Genomic DNA, 16,689 nt, shown 5'->3' on the forward strand with positions numbered 1-16,689 from the left:
CTGATTGGAACAATGGCTTTAGCGACGGAGCTCGTGGAACCGTCGTCGATAATTGCCGGAATCGTTGCATTTTGCGGGTTTAGTGCGCAACCGTCATCCGTAAAGTGTAGATGCGGGGATTTGTGTTGAGGCAACCGGCCTCATCGCTGGCAAGCCAGCTCCCACAGGTTTTGTGCCAGGCATTAATCCTGTGGGAGTTGGCTTGCCGACGATAAGGGCCTGACTGTCTCTGAGATCCCCAGCGGTACTTGCATCTTCCCGCCTCCGCCCGCATAACTTCCGTCATGAATCTGCCCCTCCCTGCCAACAGCGCGCTGGCCGGCTTTCACCCCGCCGTCAGCGCCTGGTTCAACAAGACTTTCCCGGCGGTCACCGCCGCTCAGGCGCGTGCGTGGCCGTTGATCCGCCAGCGCCGGTCGACGCTGATCGCCGCGCCTACCGGTTCGGGGAAAACCCTGACCGCGTTCCTCGCCGTGCTCGATGAGCTGGTGCACCGAGGTCTGGAGCATCCTGACGGTTTGCCCGCCGAAACCCTGGTGGTCTATGTCTCACCGTTGAAGGCACTGTCCAACGACATTCAGATCAATCTGCAGAATCCGCTCGCTGGCATCACTGGGCAATTGCGCGAAATGGGCCTGCCGGAGCTGACCATCACCACCGCCGTACGCACCGGCGACACGCCACAGAAAGACCGCGCCGCCATGCGCAAGACCGCGCCGCACATTCTGGTCACCACCCCGGAATCGCTGTACGTGCTGCTTGGCTCGGAATCCGGGCGCGGGATGCTCGGCACCACGCGCACGGTGATCATCGACGAAATCCATGCGATGGCCGCCGGCAAGCGCGGCAGTCATCTGTCCTTGAGCCTGGAACGCCTGCAAGCGTTGTGCGCCGAACCGCTGACCCGCATCGGCCTGTCCGCCACGCAGAAACCGGTGGAAGCCGTGGCGCAGTTTCTGGTCGGTCACGATCGCCCCTGCGAAATCGTCGACATCGGCCACGCCCGCCCGCGAGACCTGGGTATCGAAGTGCCGCCGGTGCCGTTGTCGGCGGTGATGGCCACTGATGTCTGGGGACTGGTATATGACCGCCTCGCCGAACTCGCCCGCGAGCACCGCACCACGCTGATTTTCGTCAACACCCGACGCCTTGCCGAGCGCCTCAGCCGCCATCTGAGCGAACGCCTCGGCAAGCAGGCGGTGGCGGCGCACCACGGCAGCCTCGCCAAAGAGTTTCGCCTCGACGCCGAACAGCGCCTCAAGCGTGGCGAGTTGCAGGTACTGATCGCCACCGCGTCGCTGGAGCTGGGCATCGATATCGGTGAAGTCGACCTGGTCTGCCAGATCAGTTCGCCGCGTTCGATTGCCGCGTTTCTGCAAAGGGTTGGTCGCTCCGGACACCAGGTCGGCGGCACGCCCAAGGGTCGTTTGTTCGCCACCACCCGCGACGACCTGATCGAGTGCGCCGCCCTGCTCGACTGCGTGCGCCGGGGCGAGCTCGATACGCTGCACATTCCGGAAAAGCCGCTGGACGTGCTGGCGCAGCAGATCATTGCCGAGGTCAGTTGCCAGGAATGGTCGGAGGACGCCTTGCTGGCGATGTTCCGCCGTGCCTGGCCCTATCGCGATCTCGACGAAAAACACTATCAGGCCCTGCTGAGCATGCTCGCCGAGGGTTACAACGGCCGCCAAGGCATCCGCAGCGCCTACCTGCACCGCGACGCCGTCAGTCGCACCTTGCGTGGCCGGCGTGGTGCGCAGCTGACCGCCGTGACCAGCGGCGGCACCATCCCGGACAATGCCGACTACAGCGTGCTGCTCGAACCGCAGGGTTTGAACATCGGCAGCGTCAACGAAGATTTCGCCGTGGAAAGTATCGCTGGCGACGTGTTCCAGCTCGGCAATACCTCATATCGCATCCTGCGCGTGGAGAGCGGCAAGGTGCGCGTCGAGGATGCGCAGGGCATGCCGCCGACCATTCCGTTCTGGCTCGGCGAAGCGCCGGGGCGCAGTGATGAACTGTCGGCGGCCGTCGCGCGCCTGCAAGCGCAACTCGATGAGCTGCTCAGCGCCAGCCCGGGCAATCTGCAACCGGCGCTCGACTGGCTGACCACTACACTCGGCCTCAACCTCGCCAGCGCCGAGCAACTGGTCGAATATCTGGCGCGCGCACGGCAAACCCTCGGCGCCCTGCCCTCGCAGGACACGCTGTTGATGGAGCGGTTTTTCGACGAGTCCGGCGGCACCCAACTGATCATTCACACGCCGTTCGGCAGCCGCATCAACCGCGCTTGGGGCCTGGCCCTGCGCAAGCGTTTCTGCCGCACCTTCAACTTCGAGTTGCAGGCCGCTGCCAGCGAAGACGCGATCGTCTTGTCGCTCTCGACCAGCCACAGTTTCGAGCTCGATGAAGTCTGGCGTTACCTGCACAGCCACAGCGCTGAACACACGCTCATTCAAGCGGTGCTTGATGCGCCATTGTTCGGCGTGCGCTGGCGCTGGAATGCCGGGGTGGCGCTGGCGTTGCCGCGTTTTACCGGCGGGCGCAAAGTCGCTCCGCAACTGCAACGGATGAAAAGCGAAGACCTGATCGCCAGTGTGTTTCCCGACCAGATCGCCTGCCTGGAAAACCTCGCCGGCGAGCGTGAAGTCCCCGATCATCCGTTGGTAGAACAGACCCTCAACGATTGCCTGCACGAAGCCATGGACAGCGAAGGCTGGCTGACCCTGCTGCGGCGCATGGAGCGTGGCGAGGTGCGCCTGATCGCCCGTGATCTGCCTGCTCCGTCACCACTGGCGGCAGAAATCCTCAGCGCCCGGCCGTACACGTTTCTCGACGACGCGCCGCTGGAGGAACGCCGCACGCAAGCGGTGATCAATCGACGCTGGAGCGATCCGCAGTCGACCGATGATCTCGGCGCGCTGGACGCCGATGCGATCACCGCAGTGCGCGAAGAAGCCTGGCCGTCGCCCAATTCCATGGATGAAATGCACGAAGCGCTGATGAGCCTCGCCGGCATCAGCGACGCCGAAGCCCGCGCCAACGCGGGTTGGCCGGACTGGCTGCAAACGCTGATGGCCAGCGGCCGCGCCTGCCTCTTGCAGATCGACGCCGAGCATCAGTTATGGCTGGCCCGCGAACGCTTGAGTTGCCTACAAGCTCTTTATCCACAGGCGACGTTGCTGACTGAGGCGGTGGTGCTGCCCGGCTTCGACGACACGTGGGCATTCGATGAGGCGTTGGTCGAAGTGATCCGCGCCCGCCTCGGCGCCTTTGGCCCGATCCCGTTGCCCGCCATCGCCGAACCGCTCGCGCTGCCAGCCGCGCAAGTCAATCAGGCCCTCGCGCAACTGGAACGCGAAGGCTATGTGTTGCGCGGCCAGTTCACGCCGATCAGCGCGATTGAAGAATGGTGCGAACGCCATCTGCTGGCGCGCATCCATCGCTACACGGTCAAGCGCCTGCGCCGGGAAATCGAACCGGTGGCATTGCAGGACTTCATGCGTTTTCTGTTCGACTGGCAGCATCTGACGCCGGCCACCCAAGGTCAGGGCAGTGCGGTGCTGCCGGCGATTGTCGGCCAATTCGAAGGCTACCCGGCGGCAGCTTCGGCGTGGGACAGCGACATCCTGCCGGCCCGCCTCAAGGACTATTCGCCGAGCTGGCTGGATGAACTGTGCCGCAACGGCAAACTGGTGTGGACGCGCATCAATGCGCGGCAGAAGGTCAGCGGCTCGGCATTGCGCAGTACGCCGATCGTGCTGCTGCCGCGCAGCCAAGTGGGTCTGTGGAGTGCATTGGCAGAACAGACACCAGTGAGCGAGTTATCGCCGAAAACACAGAAAGTCTTCGAGGCGCTGAGTCAGCATGGCGCGCTGTTTTTCGATGAGTTGATTCATGAAGCGCGCCTGTTGCGCAGCGAACTGGAAATCGCCTTGCAGGAACTGGTCGCCGCAGGTTTGGTGAATGCCGACAGCTTCGCCGGCTTGCGTGCGCTAATCACTCCTGCAAGCAAGCGCCAGCAGCGCAGTAGCCGACGCGGGCGCGGCGCGTTTATCGGCGGCATGGACGATGCCGGGCGCTGGGCATTGCTGCGCCGAGGTTCGTCAGCCGATGCCGCCGAGACGCTCGAACATGTAGCCATGACCCTGCTGCGCCGCTACGGCGTGGTGTTCTGGCGTCTGCTGGAACGCGAAGCGGACTGGCTGCCGAGCTGGCGGGAATTGCTGCGCACCTTTCATCGTCTGGAAGCGCGGGGCGAGATTCGTGGCGGGCGGTTCGTCAATGGTCTGGCTGGCGAGCAGTTTGCCTTGCCCGAAGCCATTCCCTTGCTGCGCGAAGTACGCCGACGCCCGCAGGACGGCAGCCTGGTGGCGGTGTGTGGGGCTGATCCGCTGAATCTGGCCGGGACGTTGTTGCCCGGGGTGAAAGTGCCGGCGCTGGTGAGCAATCGGCTGGTGTATCGCGATGGGGTGCCGGTGGCCGCTATGGTTGCGGGCAAGCCGCAGATCTGGGGGGAATGGGATCAGGTGGTCGTTGAGCAGATAGGCAGGAAACTCATCCGCAATTGAGGGTCTGTTCTGGCCTCATCGCGGGCAAGCCCGCTCCCACAGGGTTCTGCGGCGTACACAAAACCAATGTGGGAGCGGGCTTGCCCGCGATGAGGCCGGGACATGCAACGCAAAATCTAGATCAGGTCCGCGACTCCTGCGGTACCTCACCCGCAACCACCGCCCCCTCCTCCTGCCGCTTCGGCAATAACACCTGCTGTGGATAAGTCTGCGCAAAATGCACATTCGGTGTGTTATCCACAAGCTTCTTCAAGCGCTGGTTGAACGCGCGGCTCACCGCATATTGCCCACCGGACACCGTGCGGAATTGCGCCGTCAAGACCACGCCGTTGAGATCCATTTTGTCCACGCCAAACACATCCAGCGGCCCTTGCAGGTTGTACTTGAGGAACGGGTCTTCGCGGATCGAATCGCCGGCCTCGCGGATCAGCTCGATGGCTCTGTCGACATCGGTGTCGTAAGTGAACTGCACCGAGAAAAACGCGAAGGCGAACTGGCGTGATTGGTTGGTCACAGCCTTGATCTGACCGAACGGCACCGAATGCACAAAACCCTTGCCGTCACGCAGGCGCAAGGTGCGAATGGTCAGGCCTTCCACGGTGCCGGCGTGGCCGGAATCGAGCACCACCCAGTCGCCGATCGACAGGGTGTCTTCGATGATGATGAACAGGCCTGTAATCACGTCCTGCACCAGTTGCTGCGAACCGAAGCCGATGGCCAGACCGACCACCCCCGCACCGGCCAATAGCGGCGCGACGTTGATGCCGAGATTGGCCATGGTGGTGATCGCGCAGATCACCACGAGGATGATTTTGATCGCGTTGCGCAACAGCGGCAGGATGGTTTTCACCCGTGTGCTCGGCTGGCGTGCTCCGCGTTTGCTGACCGGTGGCTTCAGCGCTTCCTGAATCGCCGTGTCGAGCACCACCCACAGCAGCCACGTCACCAGGAAGATCAGGCCGATGCTGCTCAAGGCATTGCTGATCGCCCGGCCGACCGTGCTGCTCTGGGCGAAATCGAGCAACGACACGCCCCAGATCCGCCCGAGAATATCGATGAACACAATCGCCATGACGATGCGCAGCAACGCATGCAGCAGACTGAGAAAGCGTTCCTTGTAAGCACTGCTGCGCTGGATCGCCTCAGCCTTGCGCGACTTGAACAGGTGCTGCAACACCGTGCTGAGGAACACCGTGGCGATCAGCAGCACGGTGGTGAACAAGGCGCAGCGCAGGGCTTTTTGATTGTCCTCGCCGATGCCGATCAGGCTGACCGCCGAGACCAGCACCATCAGCACGATCGGCCAATACCACAGCCCGGAAAATATCCGCAGCGACTCCTGCAGCGACGGTTGTTTCAAACGCTGGGTCAACGGGCGATTGCGGATCAGGTGCGCCACCGGCCGGCGCAGGCGAATCACCAGCAAGCCGAAAATAACCGAGGCGATCAGCCCGGTGAACACCGCGATACTGCTGGTGATATTGCCGCCCAGTTGCCGGGCGATCTGCGGGCTGGTCAGGGCATCGCTGAGGGCGGCGAGAAAGCCGATCAGGAACAGCGGGCGCGGGCAGTATTCGCGGATGATTCGCGCGGCGGTGCGCTTGTGGCCGACGTTGAACATCACCACCACGCACAGCAACATCGACGTGGAAAAAATCCCGCTGCTGGTGGCGTAAGCCAGACACAGCGCCAGCGCCCGCCCCACCGAACCTTGCAGAAAATGGCTGACATACAGCGTCAGCGGCAGGCAGATCAGCGCCGGCACGGTGAACGGCAGCACGTAGCCGAGCAGATCCTGACTGCGCTGGCGGGTGCGCAGCCAGCGCCCCTCACGCAGACGCTTGGCCAGCAAACTGCCGAGCACCGTCAGCAGGGCGAAACTGCCCAGCCAGACTCCCGACAGCGTGAGGAAATCCCCGGCCACGCTCCAGCCCGAGCGGTTCGATGGCTGCTTGACCAGCCTGTCGACCTCATCCGCCGCGCGGTCGGCGCGCAGACGCCAGGCATCGACCAGGTGTTCGTTGAGATCGAGTTTTTCCTGCACATCGTCGATGCTCGTACTGATCGCCCCGAGCAGGCCACCCTGCACCAGCGGTTCCGGTTCGGCAGGTTTTTCCGCCGTCTCAGCGGGAGCTGGAACGCCCGGCAGCGCGGCGGCTTGCGATATGTTGACGCTGAAGCACAGCAGCGCTCCCAGCACAATGGCGATCCTGAAATGGCGCAAAACTCCGATCTCCCGTGGCTGACCCTGATAAGGAACTGATCGGTAATTGCGCGGCAAGTTCAGCGACCAGAGCCACACACAGCCCCTGTGGGAGCGAGCCTGCTCCCGAAAGCGCTGGCTCAGTCAACGGATCATTTACCGACAGTCCGTATTCGCGAGCAGGCTCGCTCCCACAATGAATCGCAAGCAATTTCTAATCGCGACCGTCCGTAACGCCACCGAAACTTTCCCGCCCCCGGCGCAGTCATCACAGAACATCGGCAACACGAGGACTTTCTACGGGAGGATGGGATGGCGACGATACACATCGGTATTTCAGGCTGGCGCTACGCCCCGTGGCGCGGGGATTTCTACCCGAAGGGACTGGCGCAGAAGCGCGAATTGCAGTTCGCCTCCCGCGCGGTCAACAGCATCGAAATCAATGGATCGTTCTACGCCCTGCAACGCCCCGAACGTTACGCCCAGTGGTACGCCGAAACCCCTGATGACTTCGTGTTCAGCGTCAAGGCACCGCGCTTCATCACCCACGTGCGCCGCTTGCGCGAAATCGAAAAACCGCTGGCGAATTTCTTTGCCTCGGGCGTGCTGGAGCTGAAGGAAAAACTCGGGCCGATCCTCTGGCAGTTTCCGCCAAACTTCAAATTCGACGCCGAGCGTTTCGACCAGTTTCTCGCGCAACTGCCCCACGACACCCAAGCCGCAGCAGCCCTCGCCCGCCAGCACGATTCCCATATGCCCGGCCACGCCAGCGTCAAAGCCTGGCGCAAAAAGCCGCTGCGCCACGCCGTGGAAATCCGCCATGAGAGTTTCATCGACCCGGAGTTCGTACGCCTGCTCAAGCGCCATAACGTGGCACTGGTGGTCGCCGACACCGCCGGCAAATGGCCGTACCGCGAAGACCTCACCAGCGACTTCGTCTACCTGCGCCTGCACGGCGCCGAAGAGCTCTACGCCAGCGGTTATTCCGAACAAGCGCTCGAGCGCTGGGCCGAGCGCATCGACGCCTGGTATCACGGTAAACAGCCACAGGACGCCCACCTGATAGCGCCACGCCTGAAACCCCGCGCACGCAAATCCCGCGAAGTGTTCTGCTACTTCGACAACGACATCAAAGTCCGCGCGCCCTACGACGCACGCAACCTGTTGCAGCGCTTCGACCTCGATAAAGACCTGGCCACGACTCCCGGGCAAGTTGCCGCAGAAGGAGTTCTGTCATGAGCATTCCCGAACCGGTCGGTTTCACCGACGAAGGCTCCGTGGTTGCGCCCTCGGTGCGCACCTTCACCGTACTGACGGTCAACACCCACAAAGGCTTCACTGCGCTGAACCGGCGTTTCATTCTGCCGGAGCTGCGTGAGGCGGTGCGCAGCGTCGCCGCCGACGTGGTGTTTCTGCAGGAAGTGCACGGCACCCACGAGCAGCATCCGAAACGCTACGACAACTGGCCGACGATGCCGCAATACGAGTTCCTCGCCGACAGCCTCTGGCCCCAGTTCGCTTACGGGCGCAACGCGGTGTACCCGGCGGGCGATCACGGCAATGCGCTGCTGTCGAAATTCCAGATCATCCGCCACGACAACCTCGACGTGTCGATCAGCGGCCATGAAAACCGCGGCTTGTTGCATTGCGTGCTGCGCCTGCCCGGTGACGGTACCGAAGTGCATGCGATCTGCGTGCATCTGGGCCTGCGCGAGAGCCATCGCAATGCGCAACTGGATTTGCTGATGCAACGCCTTGCCGAACTGCCCGACGATGCGCCAGTGATCGTCGCCGGTGATTTCAATGACTGGCGCCAGCGTGCCGATGCGCAGCTCAAGCCCTGTGGCCTGCGTGAAGTGTTCGCTGAACACCACGGCAAACCGGCGCGCAGTTTTCCCGCGCGGCTGCCAGCGCTGCGACTCGACCGCATCTACGTGCGCAACCTCAAGGCCAGCCGGCCAAAAGTATTGACCAACCGGCCCTGGTCCCATCTTTCCGACCACGCACCGTTATCGGTGGAGATTGAACTATGAACAGTGCGCCACTGGAGAAATCCGCCGTCGACCCGGTCACGCTGAACCCGCCGGTGCGCGAACCCGGCCACGTTGACGTCGAGTATCAATGGCACAGCAACAACCGCGTAGAGCTGCTGGAGAACGGCGAGGAATATTTCCCCCGCGTGTTCGAAGCGATGCGCGCGGCCAAGAGCGAGATCCTGCTGGAGACCTTCATCGTCTTCGAAGACAAGGTTGGCGCCGAGTTGCAGCAGATCCTCATCGAAGCCGCCCAGCGTGGCGTGCGCACCACGGTCAGCCTCGACGGCTTCGGCTGTGGCGAGCTGAGCACCGGCTATCTGTCGGCCTTGAGCGATGCCGGCGTGCATCTGCAGATCTTCGATCCCGCGCCCAAGCACCTGGGCATTCGCACCAACTGGTTCCGCCGCTTGCACCGCAAGATCGTGGTGGTCGACGGTTTGATCGCGTTCATCGGCGGGATCAATTTTTCCGGCGATCATCTGGCCGATTTCGGCCCTGAAGCCAAGCAGGATTACTCGGTCGAAATCCAGGGCCCGGTGGTCGCCGATATCCACCACTTCGCCCTGCTGCAAAGCGGTCGCCCCGGACGCGCGCGGTTCTGGTGGCAACGCCGGCGCCAGCGTCTGGAGGAAATGGCCTTCACCGATCACGATGGCCAGGTACGCCTGGTGTTCCGTGACAACGATCAACACAACACCGATATCGAAGACGTCTATCTGCAGGTGCTGCGCAAGGCCAAGCGCCGGGTGATCATCGCCAACGCCTATTTCTTCCCCGGCTACCGTTTGCTGCGCGAGATCCGCAACGCCGCGCGCCGTGGCGTCGAGGTGCGGCTGATCCTGCAAGGCCAGCCGGACATGCTCGTCGCCAAACTGGCAGCGCGCATGACTTACGATTATCTGCTGCGTGCCGGCGTGCAGATTCACGAATACTGCCAGCGCCCGCTGCACGGCAAGGTCGCGCTGGTCGACGATGACTGGAGCACCGTGGGCTCGAGCAATCTCGACCCGCTGAGCCTGTCGCTGAATCTGGAAGCCAACGTGCTGATCCGCGATCGCGCGTTCAATCAGCAACTGTACGAACGCCTCGAAGACCTCAGCCGGAACCACTGCAAAGCCATGGATGCCAAGCTGTTGCCGCGTGGGCGCATCTGGCACATGACCGTAGGCTTTCTGGTGTTCCACTTCTTGCGGCACTTCCCGGCCATGGCCGGTTGGCTGCCGGCGCATAAACCGCGTCTGAAGCCTTTTCGAGGTGCGCGTCCATGAGTCATTCCGAAGTGCACTCCGATAACCATTCGGCACCAGCGGCGCCGTCGAAATGGAGCCGCTGGAAACGTCCGCTGACCCTCCTGTTTTTCCTCGCGTTGATCGTCCTGTTGACGATGTTCGCCACCCGCATCGAATGGGCCGAGGTGCTGGAGACACTCGCCGATTTCAAAGTGCGCACACTGATCATCGCCGCCAGCCTGACCCTGCTGAGCTTTCTGGTCTACGCCAGTTTCGACCTGATCGGCCGCACTTACATTCGGCAAGATCTGACCTGGAAGCAGATCCTGCCGGTGGGCATCATCAGTTACGCCTTCAACCTCAATCTCAGCGCCTGGGTCGGCGGCATCGCCATGCGTTATCGCCTGTATTCGCGGCTCGGCGTAAGCAAAGGCAACATCGCCAAGATTCTTGGCTTGAGCCTGGCGACCAACTGGTTCGGCTACATGACCATCGCCGGCGTGGTGTTCAGCAGCGGTCTGGTGCGCATGCCGCCAGGCTGGAAACTGAGCAGTGATGCGCTGCAACTGGTGGGTGTGTTGTTGCTGTTGGTCAGCGCCGGGTATCTGGCGGCGTGCCAGTTTTCCAAACGTCGCGAGTGGTCGATACGCGGCGTGGAAATCAACCTGCCGTCGCTGCGCATGGCGGTCCTGCAATTGCTCTTGGGCGCGTTGAACTGGTCGCTGATGGCGGCGGTAATCTTCACTCTGCTGCCAAGCAAACTGGATTATCCGCTGGTGCTGGGCGTGCTGTTGATCAGCGCGATTGCCGGGGTCATCACGCACATTCCGGCGGGGCTGGGTGTGCTTGAAGCTGTGTTTGTGGCGTTGCTGCAACACGAGGCATCGCGGGGCAGTCTGGTCGCGGGACTGCTGGCGTATCGGGCGATTTATTTCCTGCTGCCGCTGTTGATCACGGTGGTGATGTATCTGGTGGTGGAAGCCAAGGCCAAGGCGTTGCGCATCGAGAAGAAACCTTCCTGACCATGCATTGCTGCTGATGGCCCTTTCGCGAGCAGGCTCGCTCCCACATTTGAAATGCGCTCAACCTGTGGGAGCGAGCCTGCTCGCGAAGGGGCCGGTACATGCGAAACATCATCTGGATTGGATAATGCTCAACCGCTCCCCCACCACCATCTCGGTAATCCAGTCCACCAGGATAGAGGTATAGGCCTGCTGCGACACCGGATCACTCAAGGCGTGATCCGCGCCATCGATGATCCGGTGCGTCAACGAGTGAGTCTGCTGACACGCGGCGCGGTAACTCATGATCGTCGCGTGGGGCACGAAGTCGTCGGTTTCCGACTCCACCAGCAGCACGTCGCCAGTGAATTGCGAGCAGGCATGCAGGGCGCGATTGCTGTCGGCGCGTACCAGCGTGCTGCGGTAGTCACGCAGATCGGCTTTATCCAGATCGCGCTTGGGCGTGTGCCATTGCTCGTCGCGGTACAGCGCCGGCACGCGCAGCGCCAGCCAGCGCACCGGGCGCAATGACGTCAGGATCGAGGCCAGATAGCCGCCATAACTGGTGCCGACCACAGCGATCGCAGAGGTATCCAGCGCCGGGTGCGCCAACAGGCGATCATAGGCCGCCAGCAAGTCACGCAGATTGTCTTCACGGGTCACGCGGGTCAGCGGAATTCCGGTGCCGCCAGTGTGCCCGCGCAGGTCGAAGGTCAGGCAAACGCAACCCAGGCCGGCGATGCCTTTGGCCCGTTCCAGATCCCGTTCCTGACTGCCGCCCCAACCGTGAACGAACAACACCCCCGGGACTTTCGATTTGGGACTGAGAAACGTCCCGCTCATCTGTTCGTCATCGATGTCGATTTGAATGCTTTCGCTTCTAGCCGTCATAGGATTGGACCGTTACGTATTTGAGAAGAAACGCGCTGTTTTCCGCCGGGCCGCGATAGACCTCGATGGCGTCCGCCGGCAGCGCCTGATCGGTATAGGTTTCCACCGACGACACGCGGATGGCGCGCATCTGCGGATCGTTGACGAAGCTTTGCAGCGCCGCCACTTCAGCGCTGCTGGCGCCGCCCATGCGCCAGGACTGTTCGAGCACGCCGCTGCGCGGGTTGCCGCTGGTGTCGAGACCCTGGGCGATATCGTAATTGCGCCGCGAGGCGAAAAAGCGCGGGTAGGCTTCGTTGGCGGCGCTGTCGAAGACCTGCGCCTGTTCGATGGCCAGACGCACATCATCAGGCAGATCCAGCGCGAGCAATTGGTCATAGCCGCCCTGCACCACCAGCAGATTCGAACCGCCGTAGACCTCTTCGCCCTGTCCGTCCTCGGTCAAGTACTGCTCGCCGCAGTAGCTCAACACCTTGCCGCCGATGAACGACTGGCCGACGCTGTGGGTGACGACGTTGCTCAAGTCCTGCTCCAGCACTACGCCGTCGCTGAACAGACTTTGCGCCTCGGGCCGCGCGAGGATCTCATCGAACGCGTCGAGGCTTTTGATCACTTCCTGACCGCGCCCGGCGCAAGCGTGAACCGGCTTCAGGCGAATCGGCCCGGCGTACAGCAGATGCTCGGCGGCGGGCCGCGCATCTTCCAGGGCGAATACGCTGAGACCGTCGAGCACAACGTTGCGCACCCGCTCCGAGAACAGCGGCGACCAGCCCTGCGGCGCGTGCGCCAAATGGCTGCGTAAGCCGTGGCTGATGGCTTTGGTGCAGATGAAATCGTATTCGACGTAACCGCCCCACAAGTCATCGGGGCCTTTGATTCCCAGCGCTTGAGCGTGGGCAGCGCCAACAATGGTTTGCGTTGGCAGCAGATACAGCTCGCGACCCTGATGTTTGGCCGGATCGTAACTGCCGCCGAATTTGCAACCGAGGATTTGCGCCAGCCAGCGCGCCAGGGCCTTGTTGGTCTCGACTTCATGTTGCGGTGCCTCGGTACGCACCGAATGAGCAACGACGATTTTCTTGCTGGGTGTCGGGGTCATGCGTTCCCCTTTTATCAGTCGATGGGTTCACTCAGGGAAAGTGCAGAGATCAGGCCAATCAACGATCCCCACGGACCGCCCGGTAATCGGGTGTTTGCCCCTGAAGTGCTGGCATCACGCCTGTTTCAAACTGCACGACGGCGCGCAAAACTCCGGCAAATTGCACGATCCCGCGCTTCACCGCATTCCACTGTAGGAGTGAGCCTGCTCGCGATAGCGGTATCTCATCCAACATGAGTGGTGACTGATCCACCGCTATCGCGAGCAGGCTCACTCCTACATTAGCTCATCGTTGCCCGGGCTACCGCGTCAACCCAAACCGCCCCCGGTACTCACTCGGCCCCAGCCCGGTAATTTTCTTGAAAATCGCACGAAACGCACCCGGATCCTGATAGCCCACCGTCCAGGCGATGTGATCGATCGTGCCATTGGTGAATTCGAGCATTTCTCGCGCCTTGCCAACCCGCAGATGCTGGCAATACTCGGTCGGTTTCAAGCCTGTGGCGGCGCGGAATCGGCGCAGGAAAGTGCGTTCTTCAAGGCCCGCGCGCTCGGCCATCGCGTTCAGCGAAACATCCGTCGCCCCGGTGCTTTGCAGCCAGTGCTGGACCTTGAGAATCGCCGCGTCGCCATGACTGAGGATCGGCGCAAAATTGCTCCCGCATTCGCTGGCGCTGTCGCTGTGTTCCATCACCAGAAAACGCGCGGTCGCGGTGGCGATGCTCGGGCCGAGCAAGCGATCGACCAGGCGCAGTCCCAGTTCCGACCAGGCCATCAGCCCCGCCGTGGTGATCAGGTCACCGTCGTCGACAATCGGCGTGTCGGCCTTCAGTTTGATCTTCGGGTAACGCTCGGCAAACGCCTGGGCCGAGGTCCAGTGCGTGGTGGCGCTGCGACCGTCGAGCAAGCCGCTTTCGGCAAGCATCAACGAGCCCACACAGACACCGCCAAGCGTTGCGCCGTGCGCATGCTGATCGCGCAGCCATTGCGTCAGGCTCGGAGTCATCTGCGCCGCATCGAACCCGCCGAGGGACGGCGGAATCAGCACGGCGAGCAAAGCGTCTTCCGCACCGGGATGACTGTCGAAAACCCGCGTCGGCAGCTGCTCGCCCTCGACCTGCCAGTGACTGACTCGCAGCAACGGCAACTGCACTGCCTGATAGTCGGCGGCGATGCGGTTGGCCACGGCGAACAGATCGGTCAGACCGTGCACGGCCGCCAGTTGCGCGCCGGGGTAAATCAGCACGCCCAGTTCAGCAGTTGCGGCTTTTTGTGCAGCCATTGTCAGTTTTCCCCCGTCTATTGTCGGTGCGGCCAATCCCCGAATCCTCGGCCAGCGCCGATACTGAGGCCACAACCAATCACTGCCTCGAGGACAATCCCATGGCCAAGCAAGCGCTCATCGTAGTCGATATCCAGAACGACTACTTCCCCCAAGGCAAGTGGCCGCTGGTCGGCGCCGATGCCGCTGCCGACAACGCCGCTCAGCTGATCGCAGCCTTTCGCGAAGCGGGCGATCCGGTGGTGCACATTCGGCATGAATTCACCTCCGACGATGCGCCGTTTTTCACTCCCGGCTCCGAGGGCGCGAAACTGCATCCGAAAGTGCTTAACCGCGCCGACGAGCCGGTGGTCCTCAAGCACTTCGTCAACTCCTTCCGGGAAACCGAACTGAAAGCGGTGCTCGACGAACAAGCCATTACCGATCTGGTGGTGGTCGGCAGCATGAGCCATATGTGCATCGATGGCATCACCCGCGCGGCGGCAGACATGGGTTACGGCGTCACAGTGATTCACGATGCCTGCGCCAGCCGTGATCTGGAATTCAATGGCCTGACGGTGCCGGCCGCCCAGGTGCACGCAGCATTCATGGCCGCGCTGGGTTTCGCCTATGCCAACGTAGTATCGACTGACCAGTTCCTGAGCAGCAACGCCTAGCAACAACTGCGCAATCCACAGGCCTGCCACGTTGCGGGCCTTTTTGCGTCTGTCATGAAAATCTCACGCGTGAGTCATTGATGGCACTTTGCATTGGTTGTAGTGTGGCCCACGCGTGAGATGTTCATAACCGGAAAACAGCCATGACAAGCCGCACTCAGACGACTGCCGCAGCCAGCCCCAAGGGCGAGCGCGGCAAGACGTCGGCGAAAAAACCGTCAAGCTTCTACATGAAGCAGATGCGCGCAGGCCTGGCCTCCGCCGGTTATGTGAAACACGAAACTTGGGTGCTTCCGGAAAACCGAAGCTTGCTCAAGCAAATGGAGCAACAGCTACGCCAACCGATTCTGGCTGGCTCTTTCATGTCGGAGAAATACATGAGCGCAGGCAACAACTGGACCATCGACAGCCTCTTCAATGCCCTCAAGGCGCTGGACGAGGTGGCTTCCCAAGAGATTTCGCTGTCCCTGATCCAGAGCTCCGAGCCGAGCATCAAGCTGGAAATGAACGAATTCGGCGGCCTGCCGATTCACATCGCCCTGGCCGGCCAGCAGATCATCGTCGACACCTTGCTGGTGGACATCGATTCGATCAGCAATGTCCAGGCGTTCAACGATGCCGTGCTGCGCAGCCGCGAGATGTTCCCGCTGTCGTCGATCGGCATCGAGTCGATGCCCAACGGCCAGACCGTCTACAACATGTTCGGCGCCCTCAGTGCTGATTCGAGCCTGACCAACGTCGTCACCGAGGTGAAAACCCTGGTCGACAACGTGCAGCGCGCCAGCGAAGCCTTCGAACACTTCTTCAAGTAATCAACAGGGAATATCCAATGACTCAGTCCATCTGGAGCAAGTTGTTCACCGCACTGCGCGGCGGCGCCAATGAAGTCGGCGAAGCCATCGCCGACCAGCAGGCGCTGCGCATCCTCGATCAGGAAATCCGCGACGCTGACACCGCGCTGTCCAATGCTCGCCGCGAACTGATGACGATCATGGCCAAGCACAAACTCGCCGCCGACCGCGTCAGCGAATACGACGCCAAGATCAAGGACCTCGAAGCCAAGGCTGTGGCCGCGTTGAATGCCGGCCGTGAAGACCTGGCGCTGGAAGTGGCCGAAGCGATTTCGACCCTGACCAACGACCTCGCTGCCGAGAAGAAACTCAGCGATGAATTCGGCGCCTACGCCGACAACATGCGCAAAGACATCAGCAAAGCCGAATCGCGGATCAAGAGCCTGCGCCAGCAAGTCGACATGGCCAAGGCCCGCGACAGCGTGCAGAAAGCCCAGGTCAGCGCCTCGATTGCCAGCGGCGGCGCCAACGGCAAACTGGAAACCGCGGTCGGCACCCTGAACCGCCTGCAAGCCAAGCAGCAGCAACGCGCTGCCGAACTGAACGCCGCAGATGAACTGGCCGACGCCTCTACCGGCAACGACCTGGAACGCAAACTGCGCGACGCCGGCATCACGCCGAACGAAGGCAGCGCCAACGCGATCCTTGAGCGGCTGAAGCAGAAGTCCGCGCAGTAATCACTGAACGGTAACCTGTGGGAGCGAGCCTGCTCGCGAAAGCGTCGTGACAGTCAAAATTGATGGTGACTGACACGGCCCATTCGCGAGCAGGCTCGCTCCCACACGGTTTGCGGCGTGTCGTTCACCGCTTCGCCCGTTACACTACCGCCACTTTTTCACCCCCGAACACCTCCACCCGCTTCAAGGAACG

At 62.1% G+C, this 16,689-nt stretch carries 12 protein-coding genes; 8 read left to right on the forward strand and 4 right to left on the reverse strand.

From position 1 onward, the window contains the following. The first annotated feature begins 284 nt into the window (after positions 1 to 284). Entirely contained in the window at positions 285 to 4,571 is a 4,287-nt protein-coding gene (locus tag ACZ0AZ_RS05650) for a DEAD/DEAH box helicase (RefSeq protein WP_463537065.1), read from the forward strand. Positions 4,572 to 4,692: 121 nt separating this feature from the next. Here ACZ0AZ_RS05650 and ACZ0AZ_RS05655 read toward each other — a convergent pair whose 3' ends face one another. Beyond that, positions 4,693 to 6,795: a mechanosensitive ion channel family protein gene (locus ACZ0AZ_RS05655; RefSeq protein ID WP_463537066.1), complete on the reverse strand. Its 2,103-nt coding sequence runs from the start codon at positions 6,793 to 6,795 to the stop codon at positions 4,693 to 4,695. A 291-nt stretch (positions 6,796 to 7,086) separates the two neighbouring features. On the opposite strand from ACZ0AZ_RS05655, the gene ACZ0AZ_RS05660 reads away from it, so the two are divergent. From ACZ0AZ_RS05660 to ACZ0AZ_RS05675, 4 genes are read left to right on the forward strand one after another with little or no spacing between them, the layout of a single operon-like run. Then, complete coding sequence (locus tag ACZ0AZ_RS05660; RefSeq protein WP_463537067.1) at positions 7,087 to 8,013, forward strand: DUF72 domain-containing protein; 927 nt, start codon at positions 7,087 to 7,089, stop codon at positions 8,011 to 8,013. Continuing rightward, the gene (locus ACZ0AZ_RS05665) at positions 8,010 to 8,807 is read left to right on the forward strand and encodes an endonuclease/exonuclease/phosphatase family protein (RefSeq protein ID WP_310409112.1); all 798 of its coding nucleotides are present in this window, start codon (positions 8,010 to 8,012) and stop codon (positions 8,805 to 8,807) included. The genes ACZ0AZ_RS05660 and ACZ0AZ_RS05665 overlap by 4 nt, the downstream gene beginning before the upstream one ends. Continuing rightward, the gene (clsB, locus tag ACZ0AZ_RS05670) at positions 8,804 to 10,078 is read left to right on the forward strand and encodes a cardiolipin synthase ClsB (RefSeq protein ID WP_463537068.1); all 1,275 of its coding nucleotides are present in this window, start codon (positions 8,804 to 8,806) and stop codon (positions 10,076 to 10,078) included. The genes ACZ0AZ_RS05665 and clsB overlap by 4 nt, the downstream gene beginning before the upstream one ends. Beyond that, a complete protein-coding gene (locus tag ACZ0AZ_RS05675) occupies positions 10,075 to 11,061 on the forward strand; it encodes a lysylphosphatidylglycerol synthase domain-containing protein (RefSeq protein WP_039761925.1) in 987 nt (328 codons plus the stop codon). Before clsB ends, ACZ0AZ_RS05675 begins: the two co-directional genes overlap by 4 nt. A 111-nt stretch (positions 11,062 to 11,172) precedes the next feature. Here the strand turns inward: ACZ0AZ_RS05675 and ACZ0AZ_RS05680 are convergent, their stop codons facing one another. From ACZ0AZ_RS05680 to ACZ0AZ_RS05690, 3 genes are all read right to left on the reverse strand, one after another. Next, entirely contained in the window at positions 11,173 to 11,931 is a 759-nt protein-coding gene (locus ACZ0AZ_RS05680; RefSeq protein ID WP_039761927.1) for an alpha/beta hydrolase family protein, read from the reverse strand. Beyond that, a complete protein-coding gene (locus ACZ0AZ_RS05685; RefSeq protein ID WP_463537069.1) occupies positions 11,921 to 13,030 on the reverse strand; it encodes a DUF3182 family protein in 1,110 nt (369 codons plus the stop codon). Before ACZ0AZ_RS05685 ends, ACZ0AZ_RS05680 begins: the two co-directional genes overlap by 11 nt. 301 nt (positions 13,031 to 13,331) lie before the next feature. Further along, the gene (locus tag ACZ0AZ_RS05690; RefSeq protein ID WP_129999708.1) at positions 13,332 to 14,312 is read right to left on the reverse strand and encodes a GlxA family transcriptional regulator; all 981 of its coding nucleotides are present in this window, start codon (positions 14,310 to 14,312) and stop codon (positions 13,332 to 13,334) included. A 101-nt stretch (positions 14,313 to 14,413) separates the two neighbouring features. Here ACZ0AZ_RS05690 and ACZ0AZ_RS05695 point away from each other — a divergent pair, with 101 nt between their 5' ends. The 3 genes from ACZ0AZ_RS05695 (at position 14,414) to ACZ0AZ_RS05705 (ending at position 16,496) form a co-directional block, all read left to right on the forward strand. Next, on the forward strand, positions 14,414 to 14,968 hold the full coding sequence (locus tag ACZ0AZ_RS05695) for a cysteine hydrolase family protein (RefSeq protein WP_039761929.1): 555 nt from the start codon (positions 14,414 to 14,416) through the stop codon (positions 14,966 to 14,968). A gap of 230 nt (positions 14,969 to 15,198) precedes the next feature. After that, complete coding sequence (locus ACZ0AZ_RS05700) at positions 15,199 to 15,780, forward strand: YjfI family protein (protein WP_463538761.1); 582 nt, start codon at positions 15,199 to 15,201, stop codon at positions 15,778 to 15,780. 17 nt (positions 15,781 to 15,797) lie between these two features. After that, positions 15,798 to 16,496 (forward strand): PspA/IM30 family protein, encoded by a 699-nt coding sequence (locus ACZ0AZ_RS05705; RefSeq protein ID WP_463537070.1) that lies wholly within the window; start codon positions 15,798 to 15,800, stop codon positions 16,494 to 16,496. Positions 16,497 to 16,689 lie beyond the last annotated feature (193 nt).

The organism is Pseudomonas sp. AC239 (assembly GCF_979258545.1).